Raw genomic sequence first — 24,565 nt, forward strand, 5'->3', positions numbered from 1 at the left:
CGCGGAATTCACCGGGGTTCACACGCCCGTCGCCGAGCCTCATCCACAAGTCACACCCGTGTAGTTTTCCACAGCCTTATCCACCCGTGTGGAGATTTGCAGGGTGAGGTCGCCACGAATCCACAAACTGTGGAAAACTATGTGGAAGTCATGCACAGGTGTGGATCACGCCGAGAACGAATCTATTGAAAGCTGAGGAAGAGTGACGGTGTCGAATTCCAAGAATGAGCTCATCAGCCGCTGGCGCACGGTGGTCTCAACCCTGGATCGGGACCCGGAACTCACGGCCCATCAGAAGGGATTCCTCTCTCTGGCAGTGCCCAAGGCGCTCGTCGACAACGCGCTCGTCCTCCTCGCCGTTCGCGACGAGCACACCAGGCGGACGATCGAGACTCGGCTGCTTGGCCCCCTGACCAGGGAGTTCTCAAAAGTCCTCGGTTTCGACGTGACCTTCGGCTTCGTCGTCGACCCTGAACTCGATGTCCCCATCCGCTTCGAAGACCTCATCGGAGAGTCGACACCGGGGCCGCAGGTGCCCATCGATCCGGTCACATCCACCTCGGCGACCGGGGCCCCTCCAGCGCAACCGGAGCCGCACACGCTCCGCCGGCACGATGCCGACCACGACCACACCCCCGCCGAGGCGGCCGGATCCACCAGGCCTGCCACCGTCGACCGCACTCCGCCCGGATTCGACCACACGGCCCCCGGACGGGAGGCGGAAACGCCGGATCCCGCGCAGTCCTCACCGGCACAGTCCTCACCGGCACAGGCCCCATCCGTGCCCGCCGAATCCCGGATGACCGAGCGCGAGCTCAAGATCGCCGAGGCGACCGCCGCCCCCATGGTCCCGCCCGTCGACGCTCCCGGCGTCGCCCAGCTCAACCCGAAGTACACCTTCGACACCTTCGTCATCGGTGCCTCGAACCGCTTCGCCCACGCCGCAGCCTTCGCGGTCGCCGAGGCACCGGCCAAGGCCTACAACCCGCTGTTCATCTACGGCGATTCGGGACTGGGCAAGACCCATCTCCTCCACGCGATCGGCTACTACGCCACTCAGCTGTTCCCCGAGATCCGCGTGAAATACGTCTCGAGCGAAGAGTTCGTCAACGACTTCATCAATACGATCGGTTCGTCGAAGACCTCGAATGCGCTGCGGCCGGCCTTCCAGCGCCGCTACCGCGAAGTCGACATCCTCATGATCGACGACATCCAGTTCCTCCAGGGCAAGGACGCCACCGTCGAGGAGTTCTTCCACACATTCAACGCGCTGCACAACGAGGCCAAGCAGGTCGTCATCACCTCGGACCAGCCGCCGAAGATGCTCAAGGGATTCGAGGAGCGGCTGCGGTCCCGCTTCGAATGGGGGCTGCTCACCGACGTGCAGCCGCCGGACATGGAGACCCGCTTCGCGATTCTGCGCCGCAAGGCCGCAGCCGAACAGCTCGATGTCCCCGACGATGTGCTCGAATACATCGCCTCGCGGGTGTCCTCGAACATCCGCGAACTCGAAGGCGCCCTCATCCGCGTGACCGCGTTCGCGAACCTCAACGACCAGCAGATCGACGTCTCCCTGGCCGAGACGGTGCTCAAGGACTTCATCACCCAGGACGACACCCCTGCCGTGACGGCAGCGGACATCATGGGACAGACCGCCGCATACTTCAGCCTCACCCTCGACGACCTGTGCGGGACCTCCCGATCACGGACGCTGACCACGGCCCGCCAGATCGCGATGTATCTCTGCCGCGAGCTCACCGATCTGTCCCTGCCGAAGATCGGTCAGGCCTTCGGCGGACGCGACCATACGACCGTGATGCACGCGAACAAGAAGATTCGAACTCAGATGGCCGAGCGACGGGCCGTCTACACGCAGGTCACCGAACTCACAAACCGCATTAAACAACAGCATCGCCTATAGAACGCACCATGCACATCTGTGGATAACTCTGGGGACAATCGCTCACACCTGGGGACGGAACAGTGGACAGAACCGCTGTGCGGGTGGAAAGATGTGAACTACATGCTTGTGGTTACCCAAGCGCCCACCGACCCTCCCGTCCCGGTGCACAAGGCACCCACAGGCCCATAGATGGGTGGATCCCTTGATTACTCAGGGATAGAGGCAATCTGTCCACAGTCTCCACAGGTGCTGATACTTCTACCAAGTGAATTCAACTCTTAAGAGGGCGACCGCCACCGACTGCTTCGCTCGGCTCGGGGAGAGCCAGAGGCTCGGCACCGAGATGCCGGAACGGGTCGGAAGATATTCGAACACAGCGTCTCAGGTGATTCTCGAATCCGAGATTCACCCTCCGACATCGATGCCGGAGAGCCGATCGCCGCAGCTGTTCCGGCCGACCCTGCTGGGGTGGGCAATCATCGGATAGGCTGTGTAAAGTTTTCCGAGCAGTATCGAGCCGGTGCCTCGCAACCCGGAGTCTTGTGCCAGATGCCTTGAGCAGGTCGGGTAGCCACCCCGAAGGAGTAAAGTGAACGCGGAAGCATCCCCCTTGAAGTTCAAAGTCAATCGCGACGTTCTCGCCGACGCGGTGACCTGGGCGACCAAGACCCTGCCCAACCGTCCTTCCGCTCCGGTGCTCACCGGAATCCTCATCACCGCCGAAGCCGGCGGCACAGTCCGCCTGGCAGTCTTCGACTACGAGGTCTCCTCCCGCGTCGAGATCGCTGCGGATGTCGCCTCCGCCGGCACCGTGCTCGTCTCCGGACGACTGCTCGCCGACATCTCCAAGGCGCTGCCGAACCAAGAGGTCACTCTCGAACAGATCGACGCGAAGGTCGACGTCACCTGCGGATCCTCACGGTTCTCGCTCATGACCATGCCGGTCGCCGAATACCCTGCGCTGCCTCAGGTTCCCGAGGACTCCGGCACCGTCTCCGCCGGAGAGTTCCAGAACGCGGTCTCCCAGGTCACGATCGCAACGTCGAAGGACGACACCCTGCCGATCCTCACCAGTGTCCGCGTCGAGATCGAGGGCGAGAAGGTCACACTGCTGGCCACCGACCGCTACCGGCTCGCCGTCCGCGAGTTCACCTGGAACCCCGGTCGCCCGGACGTCTCGGCCGTGGCTCTGCTGCGCGGCCGCACACTGTCCGATGTGTCGAAGTCACTCGGCGGAGACGTCACGATCGGTCTGAGCACCGACGCCGGCAAGGACCTCATCTCGTTCACCTCCGCCGGCCGAGTCACCACCTCGCTGCTCGTCGAGGGCGAATACCCGAAGGTCCGGTCGCTGTTCCCCGATTCGGTGCCCATCCACGCGATCGTCGAGACCGCTGTGCTGCGCGAAGCCGTCCGCCGCGTCTCACTCGTCGCCGAACGCAACACCCCGCTGCGCTTCGAGGTCACCGACGGCATGCTCACCCTCCACGCCGGGACCGGCGACGACGCTCAGGCTTCCGAAGCCGTCGAAGCGACCCTCCAGGGCGAGGAGATCACCGTCGGCTTCAACCCGCACTACATCGCCGAAGGCCTTGCCGCCGTCGAGAGCCCGTACGTGAACTTCTCGTTCACCCAGCCGATGAAGCCGGTCATCATCGCCGGGCAGAAGGACCTCGAGGGATCGGCCGACGAATCGTATCGCTACCTGCTCATGCCCACGCGCATCTGAATGTGGATATCCCGGCTCTCCCTGCGTGACTTTCGGTCGTACCCCGAACTCGACCTCGAGTTCTCACCCGGGGTCACCACTTTCGTGGCCGACAACGGGACCGGGAAGACCAATATCGTCGAGGCGATCGGGTATCTGGCCCGACAGCGGTCCCACCGCGTGGCCTTCGACGCTCCGCTGGTGCGCGAGGGAACGAACGCCGCGACCGTCTCAGCCCTGGTCAATCGGGATCAGAGGCATGCCACCGTCGAGGTGACCATTCAGTCCAAAGGCGCCAACCGGGCCCGGGTGAACCGCAATGCGGTCAAGCTCAAGGATCTGCTCGGTCTCGTCTCCTGCGTCGTCTTCGCCCCCGAGGACCTCAGCCTCGTCCGCGGTGAACCGGCAGAACGCCGGTCATGGATCGACACCCTCGTCATCGCCCGCAATCCGCGCTTCTCTTCGGTCATCACGGACTTCGAGCGGGCACTCAAACAGCGCAATGCCCTGCTCAAACGGCTGCGGGAGGACCGCGATCCCGGACTCGAGGCCACGCTCGACATCTGGAACATGGCCTATGCGGACTCCGCCGCCGAACTCGTCTTCGGCCGCCGTCGCATTCTCGCCGACATCGTCACCCCGCTGCAGGAGAACTTCGCCTATATCGCCGCCGATGCCCGACTCGAGCGGCAGGGCGCTCACATCGCCTACGACTCCCGCATCGACTATTCGCAGGCGGACTCCGCCGCCGAGTGTCGGGAGCTGCTGCTGGCCGCACTCGACCGGAGAAGGACGACGGAGATCGAACGCGGGCTGACCCTGCACGGGCCGGGCCGGGACGATCTGTCGCTGATGATCGGGTCACACCCGGCCAAGGGCTATGCCTCCCACGGTGAGACCTGGTCGCTCGCACTGGCGATGCAGCTGGCCGGCTGGGATCTGCTGTCGGCCGATGCCGGTTCGGATGCCGAACAGCCGATCCTCGTCCTCGACGACGTCTTCGCCGAACTCGACACCGGCAGGCGCAGCCGCCTGGCCTCACGGGTGACGGAGGCCGAACAGGTCTTCATCAGCGCCGCCGTCGATTCGGACCTGCCTGCCGGTCTCGAGGGAAAGCGCGTCGATCAGTCCACGCTGCTGGTCGGTGATGGTGCTGACGCAGCCGGTGTCGGCGCAGACGAGACAGGGACCGCCCCGTGAGCGGCATCGACCGTGACTTCTCCACTCCGGTGGCGGCCCTCGAAGCCCTCGATCGGGTGCGACGGATGGAGGCCACTGAGGCGAAGTTCGTCCACAGTCGCCGCCGCTCACGCCTGCGCGGTGAGGTCGTCTATTCGGGGCCCGGCCGAGACGGTCGCGATCCGAAGTCGGTCTCCTCCGTCCTCGGCTCGCTCATCTCCGATCGCGGATGGTCGTCGTCGATCGACATCGGCAAGGTGCTCGGACGCTGGCCCGAACTCGTGGGCGCCCAGGTCGCCCAGCACGCGACCCCTGTCGACTTCTCACCTCCGCTGCTCGTCATCGCCGCCGACTCGACGACGTGGGCGACCCAGCTGCGGGTCCTCAGACCGACGATCCTGCGCAGGCTCGAGGAGGGCCTCGGCTCCGCCACGATCACGGAGATCGAGATCAAGGGCCCACAGGGACGCAGCTTCAAACGAGGACGACGGTCGGTCGCCGGCCGCGGTCCCAGGGACACGTTCGGGTGACGGCGGGGCCGCCTCGGCGAAAATACGGGAAGAACTCAGAGGGCCTTAAACAGCCATAGCCGCTCCCGTCTGTGCCCGGGGGTATATCTGCGGTCTGAAAATTCGGGAAATCCGCCTTCTCGGGCCGCTTACGGGCATTTCAGGCTCGGTCGCGGTAGAATGGGGAGCTGATAGCGACCATCCGAACAAGGAGTCACATGACGACCGAGGATCAGCCTCATTATGATGCCGGCGACATCACGGTACTCGAGGGTCTCGAGGCAGTCCGCAAACGACCCGGCATGTACATCGGTTCGACCTCGGAACGCGGTCTCCACCACCTCGTTCAGGAGATCGTCGACAACTCCGTCGATGAGGCGATGGCCGGCTACTGCTCGCACATCGAAGTCACCATCCTCGCCGACGGCGGCGTGCGTGTGGCCGACGACGGCCGCGGAATGCCGGTGGCCATGCACCCGACGGAGGGTAAGCCCACCGTCGAGGTGATCCTCACGATCCTCCACGCCGGCGGCAAGTTCGGCGGCGGCGGATACGCCGTGGCCGGTGGTCTGCACGGCGTCGGCTCGACCGTCGTCAACGCTCTGTCCGAGCGACTCGAGGTCGAGGTCAAGCGCGACGGCTACGTATGGTCGATGGACTTCGTCCAGGGTGTGCCCACCGGCGAGCTGCGCCGCGGTGAGGCCACGGATGAGACCGGCACGACCGTGACCTTCTGGCCCGACGGCTCGATCTTCGAGACCACGGACTTCTCGTACGAGTACCTGCGCGCACGCTTCCAGCAGATGGCCTTCCTCAACAAGGGCCTGAAGATCAGCCTCACCGACGAACGACACAACCAGGTCGACGACGATGAGGTGCAGATCGATGAGAACGAGGCGACCGAGTGGAAGCCGCGGACCGTCACCTACAACTACGAGCACGGTCTGCTCGACTACGTCGAATACCTCAACTCGACGAAGAAGGCCGATCTCGTCCACCCCGACGTCATCGTCTTCGAGGCCGAAGAGGGCGAACAGACTCTCTCACTCGAGATCGCGATGCAGTGGACGACCGCCTACAGCGAATCCGTGCACACCTACGCCAACGTCATCAACACCCACGAGGGCGGTACGCACGAAGAGGGCTTCCGCACCGCACTGACCTCTCTGGTCAACGCGTATGCGAAGGAACAGAAGCTGCTCCGGGACAAGGATCCCAACCTCACCGGCGACGACATCCGCGAGGGTCTGACCGCCGTCATCTCGGTCAAGCTCGGCGATCCGCAGTTCGAGGGTCAGACGAAGACGAAGCTCGGCAACTCCGAGGTCAAGGGCTTCGTCCAGCGTGTGGTCCGCGACGAGCTCGGCCACTGGTTCGAGTCCAATCCGGCCCAGGCCAAGGACGTCGTGCGCAAGGCGCTGCAGGCTTCCCAGGCCCGCATGGCCGCGCGCAAGGCTCGTGAAGCCACGCGCCGCAAGGGTCTGCTCGAATCCTCCGGCATGCCGGGCAAGCTCAAGGACTGCCAGTCGAAGGATCCCACCATCTCCGAGGTGTTCATCGTCGAGGGCGACTCGGCCGGCGGCTCGGCGACCCAGGGCCGCAACCCGAACACCCAGGCGATCCTGCCGCTGCGCGGAAAGATCCTCAACGTCGAGAAGGCCCGCCTGGACAGGGCATTGGGCAACAACGAGGTCCAGGCCATGATCACGGCCTTCGGCACCGGCATCGGCGAGGAGTTCGACCTCGAGAAGCTGCGGTACCACAAGATCGTCCTCATGGCCGACGCCGACGTCGACGGTCAGCACATCACCACCCTGCTGCTGACCCTGATCTTCCGGTACATGAAACCGCTCATCGAGCACGGCTACGTCTACTTGGCGACCCCGCCGCTCTACCGCATCAAGTGGTCGAACGCACCGCACCAGTTCGCCTACACGGACAAGGAGCGCGACGGTCTGCTCGAGACCGGTCGGGCTGCGGGCAAGCGCCTGCCCAAGGACCTTGCGATCCAGCGCTACAAGGGTCTGGGTGAGATGAACTACGAGGAGCTGTGGGAGACGACGATGGACCCCGACCATCGTCTGCTCAAGCAGGTCTCGCTCGACGATGCGATCGTCGCCGATGAGATCTTCACCGTCCTCATGGGCGACGACGTGGATTCGCGCCGGCGCTTCATCCAGGAGAACGCGAAGGACGTCCGCTTCCTCGACATCTGATCGTTCACCGGCACCGAGGAGCAGCCTCGGTGCCGGTGGATGATCGGTGCCGCACCGACCCCACTCTTTGAACTCACACGCTGCCGCCCACGGCTGAGACCCAGCCGGACGGTCAAGACACAAGGGAAGAGCTCACATTGGCCGACGAGAACGATATTGGAACAGAGATCAACCGCATCGAACAGGTTGATCTCAACCTCGAGATGCAGAGGTCGTACCTCGATTACGCGATGAGCGTGATCGTCGGTCGCGCCCTGCCGGATGTCCGTGACGGGCTCAAGCCCGTCCACCGCCGCGTGCTCTACGCGATGTTCGACGGCGGCTACCGCCCCGACCGCAACTTCTCGAAGTGCTCGCGCGTCGTCGGCGACGTCATGGGCCAGTACCACCCGCACGGCGACACTGCGATCTATGACGCCATGGTCCGCCTCGTGCAGCCGTGGACGATGCGCTACCCGCTGGTCGCAGGTCAGGGCAACTTCGGCTCTCCCGGTGACGACGGTGCGGCGGCACCGCGTTACACCGAGTGCAAGATGGCGCCGTTGGCCATGGAGATGGTCCGCGACATCGAAGAAGGCACCGTCGACTTCCAGGACAACTACGACGGACGCAATCAGGAACCGATGGTTCTGCCCTCACGGTTCCCGAACCTGCTGGTCAACGGATCGGCGGGCATCGCGGTCGGCATGGCCACGAACATCCCGCCGCACAACCTCGGCGAGGTCGCCGCCGGAGCACAATGGCTGCTCTCCCATCCCGAGGCGAGCAAGGAAGAGGCCCTTGAGGCGCTGCTGGGCATCATCAAGGGACCGGACTTCCCGATGGGCGCGACGGTCCTCGGCCGCAAGGGCATCGAGGACACGTACCGCACCGGTCGCGGATCGATCACCCAGCGCGCCGTCGTCGAGGTCGAGGAGATCCAGGGACGCACCTGCCTCGTCGTCACCCAGCTGCCCTACATGGTCAACCCCGACACCCTCGCTGCGAAGATCGCCTCCTACGTTAAGGACGGCAAGGTCGCGGGCATCGCGGACCTCCGCGACGAGTCCTCGGGCCGCACCGGTCAGCGCCTGGTCATCGTGCTCAAGCGCGACGCCGTGGCCAAGGTCGTGCTCAACAACCTCTACAAGCACACCTCGCTGCAGGAGAACTTCTCCGCGAACATGCTCGCTCTCGTCGACAGCGTGCCGCGCACCCTGAGCATCGACTCGTTCCTGCGCCTGTGGGTCAAGCACCAGATCGAGGTCATCGTCCGGCGCACCCAGTTCCGCCTGCGCAAGGCCGAGGAGCGCGCCCACATCCTGCGCGGCTACCTCAAGGCCCTCGACGCCCTCGACGAGGTCATCGCCCTGATCCGCCGCTCCCCGTCCTCGGACGAGGCCCGGACCGGGCTGATGGAGCTCCTCGAGGTCGACGAACTCCAGGCCAATGCGATCCTCGACCTCCAGCTGCGCCGCCTGGCCGCTCTGGAGCGTCTGAAGATCCAGGAGGAGGCCGAGAAGATCGAAGCGCAGATCGCCGAGTACAAGCACATCCTCGAGACCCCGGCTCGGCAGCGCGAGATCGTGTCCGAGGAGCTCGACGAGATCGTCGAACGCTACGGTGACGAGCGCCGGACGAAGATCCTCGCCGGCTTCGACGGGGACGTGTCGATGGAGGACCTCATCCCCGAGGAGGAGGTCGTCGTCACGATCACCCGCGGCGGCTATGCCAAGCGGACGCAGACGAACCTCTACCGCGCCCAGCACCGCGGCGGCAAGGGAATCAAGGGGGCGGCTCTGCGCGGCGACGACATCGTCGAACAGTTCTTCGTCACTTCGACGCACAACTGGCTGCTGTTCTTCACGAACACCGGTCGCGTCTACCGGGCGAAGGCCTATGAGCTGCCCGAGGGCTCGCGTGACGCCAAGGGTCAGCACGTGGCGAACCTGCTGGCGCTGCAGCCCGGCGAGACGATCGCGAAGGTCCTGTCCATCCGCGACTACGAAGAGGCCGAATTCCTCATCCTCGCCACGAAGTCAGGTGTGGTGAAGAAGACCCGCCTGAGCGAATACGACTCGAACCGCACCGGCGGCGTCATCGCCATCAACCTCCGCGAATACAAGGGCGAGCCGGATGAGCTGGTCTCGGCCCGCATCGTCGGCTCCGAGGATCATCTGCTGATGATCTCGCGCAAGGGCATGTCGATCCGCTTCGCCGCCGACGATGAGTCGATCCGCCCGCTGGGTCGCGTCACCGGCGGTGTCACCGGCATGAAGTTCAAGGACGACGACGAGCTGCTGACGATGGACGTCGTCCAGCCCGACACCTATGTCTTCGTCGTCACCGAAGGCGGATACGCCAAGCGCACTCCCGTCGACGAATACCGGCTGCAGGGCCGCGGCGGTCTGGGAATCCGGGTTGCCAAAATCACCGAACAGCGCGGAGACTTGGTAGGCGGACTCATCGTCGAAGATGGTGAGGAAGTCCTCGTCGTCATGGAGAAGGGTAAGATCGTTCGGTCGGGAATCGACGAAGTTCCGGCGAAGGGACGCAACACCATGGGTGTGGTGTTCGCGAAACCGGGCAAGAATGATCGTATTATCGCAGTGACACGTGGGCCCGAAGCCGAGGTCGAAGACGAAGACGATGCCGAAGTTCCCGAAGGCGGAGTTCCGGAAGGCGCAGTTCCCGAGGGTGAGGTCGAAGCACCTCAGACCGGCAGCGAGGATGTGGAAGAGTGAGCGATAGCAGCAAGCCAGGCTCTGGGAAGATCATACGCACGTCGAGCGGATCGACGCGTCTGACGGCGGGATCGTCGAAGAACGACGCGAAGTCCGCAGGCTCGACCGGTTCGGGACCTGGTTCCGGGCAGGGTTCGTCCGGGCAGGGCTCGGGCTCCTCGCAGAACGCGAATCAGGGAACGCCTCAGACGGAGAAGGCCACGGTCGTCGCCCCTCCGGCGCCGAAGGCCTCGCCGAAGCCCAATCGCGCACCCTCGACGGGATCGGCACCGACCGCACGCACCGCCTCACAGGGATCCGGCGCAGCCGGATCGCAGGGTTCGGGTGCGGGATCGCAGCCGACCGGATCCCAGGGATCCGCGGGAGGTCAGTCCTCGGGCAACCGCGGGGCCACCTCGGTGATGGGAAATGCGGCCAACACCATCCGCGCCAGCTCCGGCGGCGTGAAGATGGGCGTGAAGAACATGGTCGACTCCGGCAGCGGCAAGAAGAAGAAAGGCCCCCGCACCGTCCGCCTCACGGTGTCCGCGGTCGATCCGTGGTCGGTCATGAAGATGTCGTTCCTCATGTCCGTGGCCATCGGCATCGCCACGATCGTCGCGTTCATCGTGCTGTGGATCGTGCTCCAGGCGACGGGTGTGATGAGCGGCCTCGAATCGACGATGAGCGAGCTCGCCGGCGCGGAGTCGGCCGAGCGGATCATCGGCATCTTCGGCTTCGGTCGAGTCGTGGCGGCAGGCTTCATCATCGCGGTCATCAACATCGTGCTGATGACGGCGCTGTCGACCCTGGCCGCCTTCATCTACAACATCGGGTCCCTCATCGCCGGCGGCTTCAGCCTCACCCTCACCGACGACTGACCCCTCTTACTACCCGACGGCGGCCCAGCAACCTTGCGCGAGGTTGCTGGGCCGCCGTCAGGTAGCAAATGGGTGTGAGGGGAGTCACCGGGAGGCGATTTGTGTTTGTCTGCTCCGGTTGGGTATCGTTTTACTTCGGGTTCACCCCGATAAGGGCCTATAGCTCAGGCGGTTAGAGCGCTTCGCTGATAACGAAGAGGTCCCTGGTTCAAGTCCAGGTAGGCCCACGTCCCCTTCTTCGGGGATTCCCTTTCGAGGAGGATCATGAAAAGATGGATTCTCAGCGGTCTCACGCTTGTGGGGCTGGGAGTGTTCTTCCGGTGGCGGAAGCAGAATCAATCTGCTCAGGCCGAATGGTCCGAACACACCGATTCGGTGTGAGGGTGAGAACCCGACACGGGGGTATGGCGCAATTGGTAGCGCATCTGCTTTGCAAGCAGAGGGTTAGGGGTTCGAGTCCCCTTACCTCCACTCGAGTAGTTTTGAGACAGCACTCGTAACACGAAGGCTCCGAACCACAATGGTTCGGAGCCTTCGTCGTTGCCGGGCGAGCACGGGGCGGGGACCGTTCACAGCAGAGTCGGCAGCACTCCGCCCTCGGCGCGCAGGGCGGCACCGTTGATCGCTGAGGACTTCGGGCCCGCGAGGAACGCGACGAGGTCGGCGATCTCGGCAGGCTCGATGAACCTGCCGAGGAGTGAGGTCTCCCGCACGAGCTGTGACTTCAGGTCCGCGACCTCGAGCGACTGCGCTGCAGCGATCTGCTCGACCGTGGTCGCCACCCCATCGGAGTACGTCGGCCCGCCGAGCACGGTGTTCACCGTCACTGCGGTCCCCCGAGTGAGCTTCGCAAGTCCATTGGCCACCGCCAGCGACGCCGCCTTCGTCGCCCCGTAGTGGATCATGTCGGCCAGGTCGGCCGCGATCCCGCTGACATCGGCTCCCGGCACCTCCCCGCGCAGCCGGTCGACCGCTGCGGCGACGGCAGACTCCGTCCTCCCGTTGAGAACGACGGCTGCCCCGTCTGATGCGCACGCCCGCGCCGAGGCGAACCCGATTCCCTGCGTCGACCCCGAGACGAGCACCGTGGATCGCCCGAATTCTCCTGTCATCTCTTCGCTCACGGCTGTGCTCCTCGTTGTCTCACCGAAATAGTTTCCTGAGCAAGTGATCATCACAGGTAAAACTTGCTCAGTCAAGTGATGCGTTAGGATGCATGCATGACCTCTCCGTCGGAATCCGCGCCTCTCGACGGCGCAGAGCTCGAGACGTGGTCGGCCCTGGCGACCGTCCTCGAGTGGCTTCCGCCTGTGCTCGACCTGCAGCTTCAGGACGGCTGGGACCTCACACATTTCGAGTTCGGCATCCTCTACGCCCTCTCCACGGCCGAAGGACGGAGCCTGCCGATGAGCACTCTCGCCGGCTACGCCAACAGCACGCTCTCCCGACTCTCACGCGCGGTCGTCCGCCTGGAGAAGCGCGACTGGGTGCGCCGTTCGACCGATCCGGGCGACCGCCGGGTCACGATCGCCGGGCTCACCGACTCCGGCGCCGAGGTGGTCGCCTCCGCCGCTCCCGCGCACGCTGCCCTCGTCCGCCGCCTCGTCCTCGATTCCCTGAGTGCCGAACAGGCGTTGACGCTGCGCGAGATCAGCCGCAACATCGCCGCGGCGATCAGCGACGAGGGTGGATGGCGACCGGGACGATGATCGCAGTCACGCGGACGGCGGCCGTGATGTTGTCCCTGATCAGCACCCTCGTCGTCACAGGGTGCAACGGTCCCGCCGAGACTGATGCTTCGACCACGCACTCTCGGGAGACGTCGCGACCCTCTGGCGGTTCGGCTGAACCGATCACACTTCTGCCCACCTCTGGCGTCTTCGACTACCAGCTCAGCGGAGCCTACGACGAGATTCCTGCCGCTTCCGCACGGGCAACGTCGACTCCGACAGATGCGACCGCCGAGGCGGCTGCTGCGACAACATCCATCGACGTCGTCGTCCGCGACGCTGGGGCCGACCCGCTGCCCGGCGCCTACTCGGTCTGCTACGTCAACGGCTTCCAGACCCAACCCGATGAAGCTGATGACTGGGCAGACGACGAGGACGTCCTCCTCCACGACGGCGACGGGGACCTCGTCGTCGACCCCGACTGGCCAGATGAACACATCCTCGACCCCTCGACTGGTCACGCGCGCACGGTCATTCTCGACCGCCTCGGCGAGGTCATCGACGGCTGTGCCGAGGACGGATTCGCCGCCGTCGAGATCGACAATCTCGACATCGCGCAGCGATTCGACGCCATCTCAGAAGACGGCGTCAACGCCCTGGCCAGGTCCTACGTCGAGCGCGCCCATCAGGCCGGACTGGCTACCGCACAGAAGAACGCCGCCGAGATCACCCGCACCGCGCATCATGACCTCGGCTTCGACTTCGCCGTCACCGAGGAATGCGCGGCCTTCGACGAATGCGCCGCGTACACCGATGTCTACGGCGACCAGGTTCTCGAGATCGAGTACCCCGACTCCCTCGCCGAGGCGGGGCTGACCTTCGCCGAGGCCTGTGACAGTGAGGATCGCGCCCCACTGACGATCCTGCGCGATCGAGACCTAGTCGCCGCCGGTGGGCCCGGCTACCGCTATGAGGCGTGCCCCGGCTCGGACCACAGCTGACCCACCCGCGAAATGTGACGAAGTCGAACGCCGAGGTGGGGTTCTCCCCCTGTTCCTGCGAGTGCGGAATAGGCTAGCGTAGATTCCCGTTGATCTCTTTGTCTGAACGCAGTGTCGGCTGCTGCGTGCAGGATTCCGCCCGCGCCGGGGCGATGACAGACCTTTTTCGATCGGAGCACCTCCTTGTCCAGCGACAGCACACACTCGCACTCACAGCCAGCGCAGCACGAGTCCATCGACCCCGCAGGAATGAAGGTCATCTGGCTGCTCCTCGTCGCCGCCTTCGTCGCGATCCTCAATGAGACGACGATGGCCATCGCCATCCCCGAACTCAATCAGACCCTCGGCATCCCGCCGGAGCTCGGACAGTGGCTGACCAGCGCGTTCATGCTCACCATGGCCGTCGTCATCCCGACGACCGGCTTCCTCATCCAACGGTTCACGACGCGGCAGATCTTCCTCGCCGCGATGATCCTCTTCTCCTCGGGCACACTCATCTGCCTCGTCTCCCCGGGCTTCTTCCTCCTCCTCGTCGGCCGCGTCGTCCAGGCGGCCGGCACCGGAATCATGATGCCGCTGCTGATGACGACGATGATGAACGTCGTGCCCGCACACTCGCGCGGTCGGATGATGGGCCGCGTCGGCCTCGTCATCTCCCTGGCTCCGGCGATCGGGCCGACGATGTCGGGCATCGTGCTCGACTCGCTGGGCTGGCGCTGGCTCTTCGGGATCATCCTGCCCATCGCTCTGATCGCCCTCGGCCTCGGCGCGAAATGGATGACCAACCTCGGCGAATCGACGCACGCTCCCATCGACGTCGTCTCCATCGTGCTCTCCGTGTTCGCCTTCGGCGGCATCGTCTACGGACTCAGCCAGTTCGGCGGCGGGCACGGCGGCGAGGCCGGCGGCGGCTCCTCATCGGGCCTGGCCTGGGCGACGATCGCCGGCGGTGTCGTCTTCCTCGGACTCTTCGTGTGGCGCCAGCTGACACTCCAGCGCGGCGATCGTGCCCTGCTCGACCTGCGCGTATTCAACTCGCGCAACTACGTGCTGTCCGTGATCATCATGGCCGTGGTCGCGCTCTCGATGTTCGGCACCTTCTCCCTGCTGCCGCTGTACCTGCAGAGCGTGGTCGGGCTGAATGCCACTCAGTCGGGTCTCGTGCTCCTGCCGGGTTCGGTGCTCATGGGCATTCTCGGACCGGTGATGGGCCGCATCTACGACGCCCGCGGGCCGAGGACCCTGCTGGTGCCGGGCACGATCATGATCGCCGCGGCGATGTTCGCCTACTCGAACGCCGGGATCGGCACCCCGATCTGGCTGCTCGTCATCATCCAGATCGTCATGTCCCTCGGCCTCGCCGGGTCGTTCACGCCGCTGTTCTCCGCCTCGCTCGGTTCGCTCGAACGGCACCTGTACTCGCACGGTTCGGCCGCGCTCAACACCCTCCAGCAGGTGGCCGGTGCGGCAGGCACGGCGTTGCTCATCTCCATCTACTCGGCTGCCCTGCACTCCGGTCAGGCCGCGGGTCGGTCGATCCCCGAGGCCGGTGCCCCGGGCGGACACGCCGCGTTCCTGCTGGCGACGGTCATCGCGCTCGTCCCCGTCGTCCTCGCGTTCTTCATCCGCAAGCCCGAAGACCAGGAGGACTACCCCGCCGAGGTGGTCGAACCGTCCGAGGCCAACCCCATCGAATGACGGCCAGCGCCGCCGAATGATGGTCGGCCCATGACAACGGCCGAAAGAAGCGCACCGAACCCCTTGTTCCGAATCTTTCGGAGCGAGGGGTTCTGCTGTCGGCCGACTCGGTGATGTGAGGTCCCACCTTGGTACGGTGACCTCATGACCTCCTCTGCGCCCTCGGACCCGAGCTCATCGACTGAGATCCAACCGGATGTGCGGGTCCGCGGGGCCAGGGAACACAACCTGCGCAACGTCGATCTGACCGTCCCCCGCGATGCCATGGTGGTCTTCACCGGAGTCTCCGGATCGGGCAAGTCCTCACTGGCCTTCGGCACCCTCTACGCCGAATCCCAACGCCGCTACCTCGAATCCGTGGCCCCGTACGCCCGGAGGCTCATCGACCAGGCCGGCGTCCCGGACGTCGATTCGATCACTGGGATGCCGCCGGCCGTGGCGCTGCAGCAGCAGCGAGGTGGCCGCAGCGCCCGGTCCTCGGTCGGCAGCATCACAACAGTGTCCAGCCTCGTCCGAATGCTCTACTCGCGGGCCGGGCACTACCCCGAGGACCAGCCGATGCTGTTGGCCGAGGACTTCTCGACGAACACCGTCGAAGGCGCCTGCCCCGAATGTCACGGCATCGGCCGGGTCTACGAGGTGCCCGAGGACCGGATGGTCCCCGACCCGACGCTGACGATCCGGGAGCGGGCGATCGCCTCCTGGCCGACCGCGTGGCACGGGCACCAGCTGCGCGATACCGCCGTAGCCCTCGGCTTCGACGTCGACGTCCCCTGGAAGGACCTGCCGAAGGTCGATCGCGACTGGCTCCTCTACACCGAGGAGACTCCGCACCTTCCCGTCCACTCACGGCTGACGCTGGCCGAGGCGCGCGAAGCCGCCGATGCCGGTGTCGAACCGACGTATTCGGGCACCTTCGTCGGGGCCCGCAAATACGTCCTCGACACGTTCGCGAACACGAAGAGTGCCGGGATGAAGAAGCGGGTCTCCGAGTTCCTCACGGCCGCACCCTGCCCGGTCTGTGACGGCAAGAAACTCAAACCCGAGGCCCTGTCGGTGACGATCGCCGGTCTCGACATCGCCGAATTCTCCGCCCTGCCCCTGCACGAGCTCACGGCCCTGTTGCGGGAGACCGTCACCGCCGCAGAAGGCACCACCTCCTCAGAACCCGACTCCGACGGGAACGGAGCCGAACACGTCTCCGCGGAGAAGCGCGCCGCGTTCGTCCGCCTCGGCGGGGGTCTCATCGATCGTCTCCGCCCCATCGTCGATCTGGGGCTCGGCTATCTGTCGCTCGACCGGTCCACCCCGACCCTCTCAGGCGGTGAGCTGCAGCGGCTGCGTCTGGCCACCCAACTGACCTCGGAGCTCTTCGGAGTCGTCTACGTCCTCGACGAACCGTCGGCCGGACTCCATCCGCAGGACGTCACCGCCCTGATGGGAATCCTCGACGGGCTGAAGGAACGCGGCAACAGCCTCTTCGTCGTCGAGCACTCCGTCGATCTCATGCGGCACGCCGACTGGCTCGTCGACATCGGGCCGGGCGCCGGAGAACGCGGCGGACGGGTCCTCTACAGCGGCCCCACCGACGGTCTGGCCGAGGTCGACGAGTCGATCACCCGAGGCTACGTCTTCGGCGGACGCGGCCTCGAACCGCACGAGCCTCGTCAGCCGCGCGCCCGGTTCCGGGTGGAGGACATCCGCCGCAACAACCTCCGCGATGTCAGCGTCGAACTGCCGTTGGGCGCCCTGACCGCGGTCACCGGAGTGTCCGGATCCGGGAAGTCGAGCCTCGTCAGCCAGGTGCTGCCGGTGCTCGTCGGCGACCACCTGGGCCAATCGGCCCGGGACGACGAACCCGAGCCCGAGGGTGATGAGCTGCTGCTCGCCGACGAACCCGAAGAGCTCGAGGGCGCGGTGGCAGGCGACCTCACCGGCATCCGTCGCATCGTGAGCATCGACCAACGACCCATCGGACGCACTCCCCGGTCGAACGTCGCGACCTACACCGGACTGTTCGACCACGTCCGCCGCCGCTTCGCCGAAACACCGGAAGCCAAGGAACGCGGCTACAAGCCCGGTCGGTTCTCCTTCAACGTCGCCGGCGGCCGCTGCCCGACCTGCGAGGGCGAAGGCTCCGTCATGGTCGAACTGCTCTTCCTGCCGTCGGTCTACACCGAATGCCCGGACTGCCACGGCACCCGGTACCAGTCGAGCACCCTCGAGATCCTCTGGCACGGGCACACCATCGCCGAGGTGCTGGCGATGAGCGTGGAGGAAGCGCACGGATTCTTCGCCGAGGAGTTCGACATCATGCGCTCGCTCACCGCCCTCATCGACGTCGGCCTCGGCTACCTGCGCCTCGGCCAACCGGCGACCGAGCTCTCCGGCGGTGAGGCACAGCGGGTCAAGCTCGCCAGCGAACTGCAGCGCTCCCAGCGCGGAGACACCTTCTACGTCCTCGACGAACCCACCTCGGGGCTGCATTGTGCGGATGCCGACCGGCTCATCACACACCTGCAGACCCTCGTCGACGCCGGAAACACCGTCGTCATGGTCGAACTCGACATGCGGATCGTCACCGCCGCCGACCACGTCATCGAACTCGGCCCCGGGGCCGGGGCCGACGGCGGACAGGTGATCGCCGTCGGCACCCCGGCACAGATCGCCGCGACCGGAGACACCCCGTCGGCGCCGTACCTGGCCGCAGCGCTGCGAGCCTGATGCCACCCGCCCGGCGCCGCCTCGGCGAAGTCGGCCTGGTGATCTGCGGCACATGACCCGGTGCTGCCCACCCGTGTGAACCCCTGAATCCCGCGGCGTGGGAGGCCTGCCCGAATTGTTGGAGACGTCTAAGTCTCAGTTGTGCGTAGACACACCCGATTCGAGCGCGGAACGCTTGAGACATGCCCACCGCACTCCTTCGCCGTATCGCGATCTGCCTGCTCATCGCCGCACCCGCCGTGGTGCTGCGCATCACCGGCAACGAACTCAACCCGGTCCTCGAGCTGCTGACCTTCGGAGCCGCCGTCGTCGCGGCCGCGTTCCTCCTGGCCTGGGCCGCCGAGGCGGCGCAGAAGGACATCTCGGGTGCTCTGGCGATCGCCCTGCTCGCCCTCATCGCGGTCCTCCCCGAATACGCCGTCGACCTCTATTACGCGTTCCGGTCCGGATCGGATCCGGATTACCTGCACTTTGCGGCGGCGAACATGACCGGATCGAACCGACTGCTGCTCGGCTTCGGCTGGCCGCTCGTCGTCATCATCGCCCTCCTCGTCGCCCACCGCCTCGCCAAGCGGACGAAATCCCCGATCCAGACGTCCCTGCGCCTCGATTCCGGCAGCCGAATGGACATCGGATTCCTCGTCATCCTCGGCGTGCTCGCCTTCGCCATCCCCCTGCTCGGCAGCATCCCCATCTGGTTCGGCATCGGCCTCGTCCTCATCTTCGTCGCCTACCTGTGGCGGGCCGGGCAGGCCGCCGGAGAGGACGAGGAGGAGTTCGTCGGTGCCGCCGCACTCATCGTCGCGATGCCGCAGAAGGCCCGACGGATCACTGTGGTGAGCATGTTCGTCGTCTCCGCCGCGATCATCCTGCTGTCTGCCGAACCGTTCGCCGAGGCGCTCGTGGCCTCGGGTTCGGCGTTGGGAATCGACTCCTACTTCCTCGTCCAGTGGCTGGCCCCGCTCGCCTCGGAAGCTCCCGAATTCATCATTGCCGCGATGTTCGCGCTGCGCGGCATGGGCGGCGCCGCGATCGGCACGCTCATCGCCTCGAAGGTCAACCAGTGGAGCCTGCTGGTGGGCTCCCTGCCGATCGCGCACCTCGCCGGCGGGGGCGGCACCGGACTGCCCTTGGACGGGCGGCAGATCGAGGAGTTCACGCTCACGGCCACGCAGACCATCCTCGGCGTCGCCATCATCCTCGCCCTGCGCTTCCACTGGGCACCCGCGCTGGGACTCGCCGCACTCTTCGGGCTGCAGTTCTTCGTCACGGACACGTCCGGACGCTACATCCTCTCCGCGATCCAGGCGGTCCTGGCGATCGTCTTCCTCATCCTCCACCGCACGGACATCCTCCCCACGCTCGCAGCTCCCTTCCGCCGGCCGCAGACCGATCCGGATGAGTCAGATCCGGATGAGACGGAACCCGCCGAGGCGGCCCCACCGAAGCACGAAGCGATCGTCGGTCTGTCCTCCGATCCGAATCCGGCGGGGTACCGCGCGTAGAATGACGATCATGCCGCGCCCCTCTGTCACTCGCATGGTCGAGGACTATGTCACCCTCATCTGGAAGGCCTACGAATGGCCGGGCGGCCGACCGGCCACCACGGATCTCGCCGAACAGCTGGGAGTGACCGCCTCGACGGTGTCGGCGAACCTCAAGAAGCTCGCCCGTGACGGCTACATCGACTACGAACCCTACGGGCTCATCACGCTCACCGAGGCAGGACGACGGATCGCCGTCGAGATCGTCAGACGCCACCGCATCGTCGAGTCCTACCTCGTCGAAGCCTTAGGACTGACCTGGGATCAGGTCCACGACGAGGCGGACCGGCTCGAACATTCGGTCTCCGATCTCGTGCTCGAGCGGATGAACGCAGCGCTGGGGAATCCGCAGCGGGACCCGCACGGGGACCCGATCCCCGACGCCGACGGCCACACCGCCGAATTCCCGAGCAGGCGCCTGCGCGAAACCGCCCCCGGCATCGAGGTCGAGGTCGTCCGCGTCTCCGACCGCTCGCCCGAGCTGCTGCGCTATCTCACCGAACGGGGAATCGTCATCGGTACGACGCTGCAGGTGAGATCGATCAGTTCGGCCGCCTCGGCGATCGCGGTGAGCGTCGGCGACGATGACGTCGAGCTCGCCCTCGATGCCGCCGAGGCGATTCGGGTCGAACCCGTGGCCTGAGGCGATCAAACGGGACGCAGAAGGCCCGGCCGGAAGCGATGAGTTCGCTGTCGACCGGGCCTTTGCCGTGGTGCTCTCAGACTCAGCTGATCACACCGGGTGATCAGGCGTGCACGCGGATGAGGTGCTCGTTGGTGAAGGCCTGGAAGGCCCACTGAGCGTTCTCGCGGCCGTAGCCCGAGCGGTTGATGCCGCCGAACGGGTACTCGGGACCGGACTCCATGTGAGCATTGATGAGCGTCATGCCCGCGTTGATCTTCTTGGCGAACTCCTGACCCTTCTCGAGGTCGTCGGTCCACACCGAGGACATGAGACCGTACTCGGTGTCATTGGCCAGACGCAGAGCATCCTCTTCGTCCTTGGCGCGGTAGATCATCACGGCCGGGCCGAAGAGCTCGTTGCAGCCGAGGTCCGACTTCGGATCGATGTCGGTGAGCACGGCCGGGGACATGAACCAGCCGGGACGGTCGAGCTTCTTGCCACCGGTGCGCAGGGTCGCTCCCGCGGCCACACCCTTCTCGATCGCCTCGAGGATCTCATCGCGGGCGCCTTCGGAGGACACGGGGCCCATGCCGACCTCGGGGTCGTCGAAGTCCGAGACCTTCGTCGCCTCGGCGGCCTTGACGGCCTCGGCGACGAACTCGTCGTAGAGCTCATCGACGACGATCATGCGCTTGGGCGAGGTGCAGACCTGGCCGGCGTTCGCCAGGCGCAGTCCGACGAGCTTCTGCGCCACGGAGGCGACGTCCTTCGAGTCGAGGACGACGGCCGGGTCGTTGCCGCCGAGCTCGAGCACGGCACGCTTGAAGTACTTCGCGGCGATCGCGGCCACGGATGCACCGGCACCCTCGGAGCCGGTCAGCGAGAAGCCCTTGACGCGGAAGTCCTTGAGCACCTCCTCGGCGTGGGAGGAGTCGAGATAGATGTTCTGATACACGCCCTTGGGCAGTCCCGCCTCGACGAGGAGATCCTCGAAGTACTGCGAGGACTTCGGGCAGATCGATGCCTGCTTCATGATGATCGCGTTGCCGACCATGAGGTTCGGCAGCACGAAGCGGGCGATCTGGTTGTACGGGAAGTTCCAGGGCATGATGCCGAGCAGCACACCCAGCGGCTGGTGCTCGACATAGCTGCTCGCGGCTCCCGCGGCGGCCAGATGGGTCGGTGCGAGGTGGGTGGCCGCATTGTCGGCCATCCAGCGGGCGGTGCGGGCGACCTTATCGACCTCGCCGTAGCCCTGCTTCTTGATCTTGCCCATCTCGCGGCCGATGATGTCGGTCATCTCATCGGCGTTGGCGTCGACGAGATCGGCGAAAGTGCGGAGGATTGCCGCACGCTCGTGCAGCGGTGTGTCCTTCCAGGCCAGATGTGCCTCGTGGGCACGATCGATGTACCCGGGGATCTCTTCTTTCGGGACGGAGGCGAACTCCTCCTCGACTTCGCCGGTGTTGGCATTGGTGACAGCGAATTTGCTCATGGAACGTCCTTTCACGGGTTGACGAACTGTGCCCTGTAACAAACTACAGTCTCGCGCAATTCCGCGACACTCGTGTCCATGGCCGGGACGGTGATGTGGTTCCCTGCTGGGGACCGCAGCAGACGATGATCGACTTCCGTCCCTGCGACCACTCTTCGCACTCAGTCAAGATGTGCCAATGCGGTGATCATTCTGTTCTCGATACCCTCGGGTCCGGGAAAGATGCGTGTGGAAGAGCGCTGATGGGCGATGCCGTGGAGGCCGAGCCAGAGCGCGACCGCATCGGCCTCGGAGTTCTGACTGGTCGAAACTCCTGTTTCGACACACCGCTGCAGAATGGTCTGCAGCAGTCCCATCGCCGTTGCGCCGAGTTCGCGCAGCGCTTGTTCGGTGATGGTCTCATCCAGCTCGGGGATCCAGACGCCGCCGAACATCGCACGGTAGGGCCCGGGATGCTCGGCGGCGAAGCGGAGATACGCGCGGCAGGTGGCCAGCAGCTGATCCCGTGGTTTCTCGCCTGCGTGCACAACCGCTGAGCGCAGTTCTGATTCCAACTCGGAGAACGCCTTCTCCACCACGGCGAACATGATCGCTGCGTGACTGTCGAAGTGTCGATAGATCGACGGTGCGGCGATACCCACCGACCGCGCGATGGCGCGGAGGGTGACAGCACCGGACTCACCGGTCTGGTCCAGAAGTGCGGCGGCACCGGCGACGATGTCCTCCCGGAGCCGGCCACCTTCTCCGCGAGGATTGCGACGGCGTTGGGTCTCGACCTTTGAACTCATGGTTGTGAGTATACAACTGTTAGCGCTTGAAAAACAGTGGATACAGTTGTAAGGTTACGGGTGTTATCCGACTATAGGACCAGTCGATGCAGCAACCGGAAGGAATGCCATGACCAGCACAACCCCGACCTCCGATGCAGAATCATCACCGGTGTCACCGAAACGCGCCGCACGTATCCTTGCGAGAACCGCGATCATCTCCGCCTATGCCGCCACCATCCTCGTTCCCACAGGATTCGCCAAGATTGCGATCGCCCCCATTGTGCTCGTCCTTCTTGCGACCCTCGCAGGTCCGAGTGTGCGCAGGCTCTGGTGGGCGGCCACAGCACTGTTCGCTGTCTACGCGATCCCATTCATCCAGTACGCCGCCGACCCGGACCGAGAACAGAGTCTGTCGAAGGACATGGATCCTGTCTGGTGGGTGATCATTCCGATCGTCGGTGTCGTCTACATCGTCTCCTACCATGTCGGCCGGGCCTGTCGGAGCCGCTAGAGGTGCCTCAGGATTCGTCGGGTGCGATGTGAACCGTGAATGGCCGAGTGGCAGAGTCATAGGCGGCCGTTGTGCCGGTCGCCCCCAACCCGCTGGCACGCGCCGGCTCGTAGGTCCGCACACCGCCACCGCCCTGCCACTGATTGACCCACACGACCCCGGCGGGGATGCTGGTTGACAGTGCGATGTGTTCGGCATTGTGCGTATACACCGTGGCCGCCAGTCCGAATGCCGAATCCGAGGCTCGTTCGAGGCCTTCGGCGAATGAGGAGACGATGGAGACGGCAGCGATCGGACCGAACGTCTCCTCCGTCATCACCGACATCGACGCGTCGACTTCGGTGATGACAGTCGCAGGGTAGAAGAACCCGGCCCCTTCGGGGACTTCGCCTCCCGTCCGCACGGTCGCACCTTTCTCCGCGGCGTCTCGCACCTGATCAGCGACGATGCGCCGCTGCCGATCATCGACGAGCGGTCCCATCATCACATTCGGATCCAGGCCATCACCGTAGGAGAACGTCTCAGCCGCACTGACCAGCTTCTCCACGAATTCCTCGGCGATCGCCTCGTGGACGTAGATGCGCTCCATGGACGTGCAGATCTGGCCGGTGTTGACGAAGGATCCGAATGCGACTGCCTGTGCTGTGGCGGCGACATCGACGTCCTCGTCGACGATGACGGGATCCTTGCCGCCCAGCTCGAGCACCGCACGGTGCAGAGCATGCCCAGAGGCGGCCCCGACCGCACGCCCTGCAGCGACCGACCCCGTGAAGTGGACGAGGTCGACGTCGTCGTGGGCGACCAGCGGCTCACCCGCGTGAGCGTCGCCGAGCACGAGGTTGAGCACTCCGGCGGGCAGGTCGAGCAGTTCGACGAGTCTCACCGTCGACAGCGGCGAGCGCTCAGAGGGCTTGACCACCAGGGTGTTGCCCGCTGCCAGCAGCGGACCCAGCGCGCCGAGGACCATGGCGACAGGGAAATTCCACGGAGTGACGACGGCCGCCACCCCCACCGGGTGTCGGACGATGAGGGTGTGCCCGCCGTCCGGATCCTCGGTTCTGGTCGTGAACGGGTAGTCGAGCGCCTCCGCAGCTGCGGCGCGGAGACCCGCGACGCCGGCTGCGATGAAGCCGCAGCCGATGCCGATCGGCTTGCCCATCTCCCGGCATTCGAGTTCGGCGAGTTCGTCGGTGTGCTCTTCGATGCGATCGGCCCAGTCGCGGATGAGGGCGACTCTGTCCTCGAGCGCGGTCGCGGCCCAGGCCTGTTGGGCCCGCTTGGCTGCGGCGATGGCCGCGTCGACGTCGGCAGGGCTTCCGCGACCGAATTCGGCCTCGGTGACCTCGGTGGCGGGATTGACCACGCTGAGACGATGCTCATCGTGCGAATCGGTCCAGGCGCCGTCGATATGGTTCTGCAGGGTCAACAC

At 65.4% G+C, this 24,565-nt stretch carries 18 protein-coding genes and 2 tRNA genes; 16 read left to right on the plus strand and 4 right to left on the minus strand.

Translation table 11 applies throughout. The features are described from left to right. Positions 1–208: 208 nt before the first annotated feature. The 9 genes from dnaA (at position 209) to J9314_RS00045 (ending at position 11,569) form a co-directional block, all read left to right on the plus strand. Positions 209–1,921 carry a chromosomal replication initiator protein DnaA gene (dnaA, locus tag J9314_RS00005; protein ID WP_210603827.1) on the plus strand — a complete coding sequence of 571 codons (1,713 nt, stop codon included), beginning with the start codon at positions 209–211 and terminating at the stop codon, positions 1,919–1,921. A 571-nt stretch (positions 1,922–2,492) separates the two neighbouring features. Further along, positions 2,493–3,632: a DNA polymerase III subunit beta gene (gene dnaN / locus J9314_RS00010; RefSeq protein ID WP_181274253.1), complete on the plus strand. Its 1,140-nt coding sequence runs from the start codon at positions 2,493–2,495 to the stop codon at positions 3,630–3,632. Beyond that, the gene (recF, locus tag J9314_RS00015; protein ID WP_210603828.1) at positions 3,633–4,811 is read left to right on the plus strand and encodes a DNA replication/repair protein RecF; all 1,179 of its coding nucleotides are present in this window, start codon (positions 3,633–3,635) and stop codon (positions 4,809–4,811) included. Beyond that, entirely contained in the window at positions 4,808–5,320 is a 513-nt protein-coding gene (locus J9314_RS00020; RefSeq protein WP_210603829.1) for a DciA family protein, read from the plus strand. Before recF ends, J9314_RS00020 begins: the two co-directional genes overlap by 4 nt. Before the next feature lie 197 nt (positions 5,321–5,517). Next, positions 5,518–7,515, plus strand: a complete 1,998-nt coding sequence (gyrB, locus tag J9314_RS00025) for a DNA topoisomerase (ATP-hydrolyzing) subunit B (protein ID WP_210603830.1) — start codon at positions 5,518–5,520, stop codon at positions 7,513–7,515. Between the two features lie 137 nt (positions 7,516–7,652). Further along, positions 7,653–10,238, plus strand: a complete 2,586-nt coding sequence (gene gyrA, locus J9314_RS00030; RefSeq protein ID WP_210603831.1) for a DNA gyrase subunit A — start codon at positions 7,653–7,655, stop codon at positions 10,236–10,238. Next, the gene (locus J9314_RS19070) at positions 10,235–11,098 is read left to right on the plus strand and encodes a DUF3566 domain-containing protein (RefSeq protein ID WP_246490523.1); all 864 of its coding nucleotides are present in this window, start codon (positions 10,235–10,237) and stop codon (positions 11,096–11,098) included. The genes gyrA and J9314_RS19070 overlap by 4 nt, the downstream gene beginning before the upstream one ends. Positions 11,099–11,251: 153 nt before the next feature. Then, positions 11,252–11,325 (plus strand) — tRNA-Ile (locus J9314_RS00040). A 171-nt stretch (positions 11,326–11,496) separates the two neighbouring features. Then, positions 11,497–11,569: transfer RNA gene (locus J9314_RS00045), tRNA-Ala, on the plus strand. 98 nt (positions 11,570–11,667) lie between these two features. Here J9314_RS00045 and J9314_RS00050 read toward each other — a convergent pair. Further along, on the minus strand, positions 11,668–12,222 hold the full coding sequence (locus tag J9314_RS00050) for an SDR family oxidoreductase (RefSeq protein WP_343207032.1): 555 nt from the start codon (positions 12,220–12,222) through the stop codon (positions 11,668–11,670). 96 nt (positions 12,223–12,318) lie between these two features. Between J9314_RS00050 and J9314_RS00055 the strand changes: the two genes are divergently transcribed. From J9314_RS00055 to J9314_RS00080, 6 genes are all read left to right on the plus strand, one after another. Then, entirely contained in the window at positions 12,319–12,807 is a 489-nt protein-coding gene (locus J9314_RS00055) for a MarR family winged helix-turn-helix transcriptional regulator (protein WP_210603834.1), read from the plus strand. After that, entirely contained in the window at positions 12,804–13,769 is a 966-nt protein-coding gene (locus J9314_RS00060) for an endo alpha-1,4 polygalactosaminidase (RefSeq protein WP_210603836.1), read from the plus strand. Before J9314_RS00055 ends, J9314_RS00060 begins: the two co-directional genes overlap by 4 nt. Before the next feature lie 249 nt (positions 13,770–14,018). Further along, the gene (locus J9314_RS00065; RefSeq protein WP_210605451.1) at positions 14,019–15,467 is read left to right on the plus strand and encodes an MDR family MFS transporter; all 1,449 of its coding nucleotides are present in this window, start codon (positions 14,019–14,021) and stop codon (positions 15,465–15,467) included. A gap of 144 nt (positions 15,468–15,611) precedes the next feature. Next, a complete protein-coding gene (locus J9314_RS00070) occupies positions 15,612–18,191 on the plus strand; it encodes an excinuclease ABC subunit UvrA (RefSeq protein ID WP_210603837.1) in 2,580 nt (859 codons plus the stop codon). A gap of 182 nt (positions 18,192–18,373) precedes the next feature. Then, the gene (locus J9314_RS00075; RefSeq protein ID WP_210603838.1) at positions 18,374–19,696 is read left to right on the plus strand and encodes a sodium:proton exchanger; all 1,323 of its coding nucleotides are present in this window, start codon (positions 18,374–18,376) and stop codon (positions 19,694–19,696) included. Between the two features lie 10 nt (positions 19,697–19,706). After that, positions 19,707–20,378 (plus strand): metal-dependent transcriptional regulator, encoded by a 672-nt coding sequence (locus J9314_RS00080; RefSeq protein WP_210603840.1) that lies wholly within the window; start codon positions 19,707–19,709, stop codon positions 20,376–20,378. 103 nt (positions 20,379–20,481) lie between these two features. On the opposite strand, the gene J9314_RS00085 is transcribed toward J9314_RS00080, so the two are convergent. Together J9314_RS00085 and J9314_RS00090 are read right to left on the minus strand one after the other, a co-directional pair. Next, complete coding sequence (locus J9314_RS00085) at positions 20,482–21,855, minus strand: aldehyde dehydrogenase family protein (RefSeq protein ID WP_210603842.1); 1,374 nt, start codon at positions 21,853–21,855, stop codon at positions 20,482–20,484. A gap of 161 nt (positions 21,856–22,016) precedes the next feature. Then, positions 22,017–22,643 (minus strand): TetR/AcrR family transcriptional regulator, encoded by a 627-nt coding sequence (locus J9314_RS00090; protein WP_210603844.1) that lies wholly within the window; start codon positions 22,641–22,643, stop codon positions 22,017–22,019. A gap of 109 nt (positions 22,644–22,752) precedes the next feature. Between J9314_RS00090 and J9314_RS00095 the strand changes: the two genes are divergently transcribed. Next, positions 22,753–23,136, plus strand: a complete 384-nt coding sequence (locus J9314_RS00095) for a hypothetical protein (protein WP_210603845.1) — start codon at positions 22,753–22,755, stop codon at positions 23,134–23,136. 7 nt (positions 23,137–23,143) lie between these two features. Here J9314_RS00095 and J9314_RS00100 read toward each other — a convergent pair whose 3' ends face one another. Continuing rightward, positions 23,144–24,565 carry an aldehyde dehydrogenase family protein gene (locus J9314_RS00100; protein WP_210603847.1) on the minus strand — a complete coding sequence of 474 codons (1,422 nt, stop codon included), beginning with the start codon at positions 24,563–24,565 and terminating at the stop codon, positions 23,144–23,146.

The organism is Brevibacterium oceani (assembly GCF_017948325.1).
Taxonomy (GTDB): Bacteria; Actinomycetota; Actinomycetes; order Actinomycetales; family Brevibacteriaceae; genus Brevibacterium; species Brevibacterium oceani.

What these genes read in the sequence shown, in the direction of transcription:
- J9314_RS00070 (WP_210603837.1), top strand. Translation starts at nt 15,612, where the DNA reads ATGACCTCCTCTGCGCCCTCGGACCCGAGCTCATCGACTGAGATCCAA.
- J9314_RS00090 (WP_210603844.1), bottom strand. Translation starts at nt 22,643, where the DNA reads ATGAGTTCAAAGGTCGAGACCCAACGCCGTCGCAATCCTCGCGGAGAA.
- J9314_RS00095 (WP_210603845.1), top strand. Translation starts at nt 22,753, where the DNA reads ATGACCAGCACAACCCCGACCTCCGATGCAGAATCATCACCGGTGTCA.
- J9314_RS00055 (WP_210603834.1), top strand. Translation starts at nt 12,319, where the DNA reads ATGACCTCTCCGTCGGAATCCGCGCCTCTCGACGGCGCAGAGCTCGAG.
- gyrB (WP_210603830.1), top strand. Translation starts at nt 5,518, where the DNA reads ATGACGACCGAGGATCAGCCTCATTATGATGCCGGCGACATCACGGTA.
- recF (WP_210603828.1), top strand. Translation starts at nt 3,633, where the DNA reads ATGTGGATATCCCGGCTCTCCCTGCGTGACTTTCGGTCGTACCCCGAA.
- J9314_RS00060 (WP_210603836.1), top strand. Translation starts at nt 12,804, where the DNA reads ATGATCGCAGTCACGCGGACGGCGGCCGTGATGTTGTCCCTGATCAGC.
- J9314_RS00085 (WP_210603842.1), bottom strand. Translation starts at nt 21,855, where the DNA reads ATGAGCAAATTCGCTGTCACCAATGCCAACACCGGCGAAGTCGAGGAG.
- J9314_RS00080 (WP_210603840.1), top strand. Translation starts at nt 19,707, where the DNA reads ATGCCGCGCCCCTCTGTCACTCGCATGGTCGAGGACTATGTCACCCTC.
- J9314_RS00075 (WP_210603838.1), top strand. Translation starts at nt 18,374, where the DNA reads ATGCCCACCGCACTCCTTCGCCGTATCGCGATCTGCCTGCTCATCGCC.
- J9314_RS00065 (WP_210605451.1), top strand. Translation starts at nt 14,019, where the DNA reads ATGAAGGTCATCTGGCTGCTCCTCGTCGCCGCCTTCGTCGCGATCCTC.